The organism is Azospirillum sp. TSO5 (assembly GCF_003116065.1).
Taxonomy (GTDB): Bacteria; Pseudomonadota; Alphaproteobacteria; order Azospirillales; family Azospirillaceae; genus Azospirillum.
This window is the reverse complement of record NZ_LGQY01000114.1, coordinates 1-5,399: the sequence shown is the minus strand read 5'-3', so window position 1 is coordinate 5,399 and position 5,399 is coordinate 1. Positions and strand designations below refer to the sequence as shown.

The following is a 5,399-nucleotide window of genomic DNA, read 5'->3' as shown; positions in this document are numbered from 1 at the left end:
CGGGTTGAAGCCATCGCCGGCGCCGTCATCGCCTGCGTGAAGGCGCTTCAGGAGGACATTCGGGAGATCGTCGCCATTGACGGCAAGACCCTGCACCGGTCCGTTCGACCGGACGCGGTGCCATCCACATGATTTCGGCCTGGGCGGGCGCCCAGCGCCTCGTGCTGGGCCAGATGACGGTCGCGGACAAGAGCAACGAGATCAGAACCCAGCCCCCGACAAAGAAGAGCGTCCGCGTCAAAGCGGCCTCGCCGCCATCAGCAACGACTTCCTCGCCGCAGTCCTCTCCGCTCCGTAATCCCTTCAACCGATGCCCGTCGGATAATGCCAGTAGCCCGATGATCTGAATTGGTTGCATCCTTTGATGGGCTGCCACCCACGCCCGCTCGGGAACAGGTCGCCGAACCCCTTTTCGTTTTCCTGAACAAAAGCAAGGAGGTTTGGAGCATCGCTCCAGGCGGGTTCGGGCGGCAACCCGTCCGCGCCGGCGGAAAAGCCAAAGGTCATGCATTGGTCAACTGGTATAAGAGGCCGGCCAATGGCTCCTGCCCTTCAGCGCGGGCTGCTTGCCAGCTCGATAATCCGTGCCGCCAAGTCAGGCACGGCACCCAGATCATCAGAGCGCGTCAGTTCAAAAACCGGCGCGGCCCGCGCCACGCTGGCCAGCCCCCTGAAAATCAGCGGCCCGTACCCCAACGCCTCGCCCAAGATCCAACGATGCACCATGTCACGCTGCCGCATCACGTCGAGCCCCTTGAGCTGCGTGATCTGCGGTTCGGCGGGGCGCGGGCAACGGTTCAGCAGAATCAGCGCCGCGATCGGCAAGGGATCGGCGTGGAAATCCTGTGCAGCAACCGGGATGTGGAACTTATCGAACTCCCCTCGGGTTCGCTCTGCCCCGGTTGTGGACATCTGCAAAGATTGGGCGCTGTCCCTCCACATTTTCAGGCGCGGAAACGCGGGCCACAGGACTGGTTTCTCTCGGTTCTGAAAATCCAACGCGCACATGTCATCAGATATCAAAGGAAGGTGGTGGCATCGGTGCAAAGTTGCTGCCAGGGTTGATTTGCCCATACCGGAATTGCCCGAAACCAGCAGGGCGCCGTGCGGCGTGGCAACGCCGCTGGCATGCAGCGGCATCATTCCCCTGTTGAAGCACAATGTCGCCAGCACCGTTCCCAACAGAAAGGCACGGATATCCGGCGCGGTAATGGGCAAAAAGGGTTCGATCGTGACCTGCGAGCCGCCTTCCACCAGATAAGCCGCCACATCTGGAATGCACAGCAGAAGCTCGCCGGCAGGACCAACCCAGACGCCAGGGGTGAAGCTACGCCAATCCTCGTGGCCCTTTTGAACTGCCCCCACAGTGAACAGAACATCGGGTATACGGTCATCGCCCTCCCAGTCCAGGAGATCCGGAAGCAGAACGTCACTCCGCACACGCCACCCGAACAGCCGTTTATCAGTCATGCGAATATCATCCATCAGCGTCAAAAAAGGCCCGCATTCGAATGCAGCGCCTCACCGTCCCGCCTGCCTGAACGGCGACCTCAGGACCGCCAGAGCCAGCAAGCCGACAAAGCGCGGCATGGTCTTCAGTTAGCGCCCGGCCAGGCGTGACGGTTCAGTTCCCAAGGCGGAACAGCCATTCCAGGCCCGGGCGCTGCATCCACCGGGGGGCCTGCGGCTTGACCCCGGCCAGAAAGTCGAACGCCGCGCCGACCCCGGCAATCAGGGGCACCTCAAGCCTGGGGCGGTTGCGGGCCATCCACTTTTCCTGGCGCGGCGCGCCCAGCCCGACCCACAGCACATCGGGCCGTGCAGCGTTGATGGTTTGTGCGTCGTCCTGTTCCTCGGCTTCGGTCAAAGGGCGGAAGGGCGGCGACAGCGTCCCTACGACCTCCGCCCCTGGATAGAGCGCGGCGATGTGGGCACTCAGGCGCGCCAGGACCTCGGGCGTCGAGCCGTAGAGGAAATGCCGTGCCGGCCGATCCTCCACCCACCGCCCGGCCGCTTCCAGCACGGCGCACATGAAGTCCGGACCGTAAACCCGTTCTGCCGGCAGCCCCCGCCCACGGCTCAGCCAGACCAGGGGCATCCCATCGGCCACGCGAAGCGCGGCACCCGCGAAGGCTTTGCGAAGATCGCCATCCTTCAAGGCTTCGATCACCGTATGGACGTTGACGTAACAGACCACTATCGGCAACCGCTGCCGGACCGCCCGTTCGGTAAAGGCCAGGGCCTCGGAGAACCGGACGGGGTGGACGGCGGTGCCCAGCACATCAATGGTTGGAAAGGACGCGCTATCCGGCGGGCGCTTGTCCGCTGCCGGACGCCGGCCGAAGTTCCGGATGATCCATCCAACCGGGCGCAGCGGCGGGTAGAGCCACCACAGGCGGGTGGGCAGCGCCAGAACGTCGCGATCGATCGGGTTGAACAGGTCGGCCCGCACCTCCCGCCAGCGGCCGCGCCAGGTGGGGGCCAGAAGGTAGCGGTTTCGCCGCCGTCGCAGTTCGCGGACCAGCCAGCGCAAGGTGCCCCGCTCGGGCAGAGTGAGCCAGCCCGGACCACTGAAGAAGTGACGGATGAAGGTATCGCCGCGCGATGCCGCCTGTGCGACGGCCGTCACCTCAGCCGCTGGCGTGCCCAGCCAGCGGTTGGCTAGGTGCAACCCGATCAGCATGGCCTCACCGACACCGACCTCCCGCGCGGCGGCCAAAGCCTCCTTGGCCCGCTGCGGGGTAGAGCAGAGCACCGCCAGATCGGCCACCCAGCACAGGCGCCCCCAGCAATGGTGATAGCCGTGCAGCGCCAGATAGACCGGCAGGATGCGGTCCGGCAGCGTGGGCAGGGTGACACCACCCAGGTCAACCAACGCCCGGTCAGCCCACAGACCATCAAAATCAGTGTGGAACTGGTGCGGATTGGCGGTCAGCCTCTGGTGCAGTTCCACCACCATGCCTTGCGGATGCTGGAACTGGCGGTCACGTACGGTCCATTGAGCACCCGGCGCAACCGCCCGGCCGACCGCCTCGTACCCTGCTTCGACCAGAAGGCTCTGCGCGGCCGAGAAACTGGCCGGTTCGACCAGGAGATCAATATCTCCGGGCCCGCGCCAGAACGGATCGCCGTGTAACTGCTGGGACAGTAGAACACCTTTGAAGATGAGAACGCGAATCCCCGCTTCAGAAAACAGTCTGTTGATGCGAATTGTTTCGGCAATCTGGCCGACGGATTTGAACAGAGCCCGCCGCTCCTCGGCGTTCATGCGCGCCAGTGCCTCGGGTGGCACCGTTCCCGGCGGAAGAGCGTTCAGTGCCGCCGCCACGGGACGCAGCACCCGATGATTGCATGCCGCCTGCAAGACTGCCGCCCAGTCGACTACCCCTGTCCCTGCCCCGGTCAGGTCGGCACCGTCCAAGGTCCCATGGACAGCGGCTGGCAGTGCCGCTGCCACAGCCCGGCACAAGATATCAAATTCCAAGGGCATTGCGGGGAGGTCCTGTCGCGGCGCGGCAGCGGGCCGGGCGGGGGTTTTTGCCTGTAGGGAACTGAATATTGCAGTTCCCGGTCCCCTTGGTCTATAGGGCACCGCCAACTGACGTTGGTGCAAAAAGGCCGGGCTGGGCTCTCTCACGTTAACTTGAGCGAGGCAAGGAAGATAGTGGCCGCCGCCGACCTCCATACATCAAGGCGCCTTGCGGACACACGTCTCCTGTTGCCGAGCTATGCGGGAAATTGGGTGACGACCCGATCAGGCGGCGTGCTGTGACGGAGCTTCGATGACCTCAATGCCGTCGCGGAATGTGACGCCGCGGATGACCTTGGGCAACAGGTTTTCACCCTGGAGGCGGCGTCAGGTTTTCGCGGCAGCGGTAACCAGCTTGAACACCATCAGCTTGGCGATGTCCTGCGACAGCGCCCCTTTGGTGCGGAAGGTCCGGTGGCGGACGGTGGCAAAGACGCTCTCGATGGGATTGCTGGTCCGGATGTGATCCCAGTGTTCGGCTGGGAAATCGTAGAAGGCGAGCAGCGCGTCACGATCCTTGGTCAGGCACTCCACCGCCTTGGCGTATTTGGCGGCGTATTTCTTCACGAAGACATCCATGGCGCCCTGTGCCGTGGCCCGGTCGGGCGCCATCCAGATTTCCCGCAAATCCTGCTTCATCGCCGGCTGCACCGTCTTGGCGACCTTGTTCAGCACGTTGGCGGTCTTGTGCACCCAGCAGCGTTGATGCCGGGGGGTGGGGAAGCTCTCCTCCAGCGCTTTCCAGAACCCCAGTGCCCCGTCGGCGACTGCGAGTTCCGGAGCGATGGTGAGGCCGCGCGCCTGGATGTCGATCAGCAAATCGCGCCAGCTTTGTGCGCTCTCGCGCACGCCGGCCTGGAAGCCGACCAGCTCCTTGCGGCCCTCCGGCGTGGCGCCGATGATCACCAGTATGCACTCGGCCACCGGCTCCATGCGGGCCTGGAGGTAGACGCCATCGGCCCAGATGTAGACGTAGCGTCGTGCCGACAGGTCGCGCCGTTGCCACCGCGCATAGTCGGCCGCCCACTCCTCCTTCAGCCGGCCGATCACCGAGGGCGACAGGTTCGGGGCATCCTTGCCGAGCAAAGCGCTCAGCGCGTCTTGGAAGTCACCGGTGGAAACGCTGCGCAGGTAGAGCACCGGCAGCAGGGCGTCCAGGCTCTTGGTCCGCCGCGCCCAGCGCGGCAGGATCGCCGAGGTGAAGCGGACCCGCTCGCCAGCCGCGGCGGCGGCACGGTCGCGCACCTTGGCCCGGCGAACCGGCACCGGCCCGATACCGGTCTGGATCATTCGTTCGGGACCATGGCCGTGGCGTACGACCCGGTCGCGGCCGTCCGGCAACGTGACGTCCTTCATAGAGGCCAGGAAGCTTTCCACCTCCGCCTCGATCGCTTGCTCCAGCAGCCGGCGGGCACCGGCGCGTAAGATGGCCGTCAGCGGGTCGTCGATCTCCTCCGGCTGACGCAGCCGGACAACCTTGCTATTCTCATCCATGGCGTATCGCTCCCTCGTGGAGGTGCTGGCAGGTTTCGTCACCCACCTCGATACGCTGCCCTCTTCAGACCGTCATCACCCAGATTCCCGGATAACTCGTCGTCGAGGAGCGCTTCACCCATCCGTGTTCCCTGTTCACGCTCGGGCGCATGCAGCCCGACCTTGACGGTCCACGCGATGCGCTTGCCAGTGCACTGGGCGAAGTCCGCCTCGTGGGGCCTGCACCTCCGGTGGCGAAATATGAATGGGACCGGCGGGTGCTGCTGGCCCATGCCCCATCCGTGTGGCCGAGCGAAGCCGCGCCTTGAGCCCACCAGCCTGTACTTTTGGCGGCTTACCGCTCCGCCCTGACCACAAGACCTCCAATCCGCCGTAA

At 64.8% G+C, this 5,399-nt stretch carries 2 protein-coding genes and 2 pseudogenes; 1 reads left to right on the top strand and 3 read right to left on the bottom strand.

Annotation, left to right across the window (positions count from 1 at the left end):
- Positions 1-203: pseudogene (locus TSO5_RS33490) on the top strand (ISAs1 family transposase); the annotation flags it as partial.
- A 349-nt stretch (positions 204-552) separates the two neighbouring features.
- Here TSO5_RS33490 and TSO5_RS25005 read toward each other — a convergent pair.
- From TSO5_RS25005 to TSO5_RS24995, 3 genes and pseudogenes are all read right to left on the bottom strand, one after another.
- Entirely contained in the window at positions 553-1,494 is a 942-nt protein-coding gene (locus TSO5_RS25005) for a serine kinase (RefSeq protein ID WP_146203835.1), read from the bottom strand.
- Positions 1,495-1,624: 130 nt separating this feature from the next.
- Positions 1,625-3,490 (bottom strand): WecB/TagA/CpsF family glycosyltransferase, encoded by a 1,866-nt coding sequence (locus tag TSO5_RS25000; protein WP_282183532.1) that lies wholly within the window; start codon positions 3,488-3,490, stop codon positions 1,625-1,627.
- A gap of 264 nt (positions 3,491-3,754) precedes the next feature.
- Positions 3,755-5,023, bottom strand: a pseudogene (locus TSO5_RS24995) (IS256 family transposase).
- Positions 5,024-5,399 lie beyond the last annotated feature (376 nt).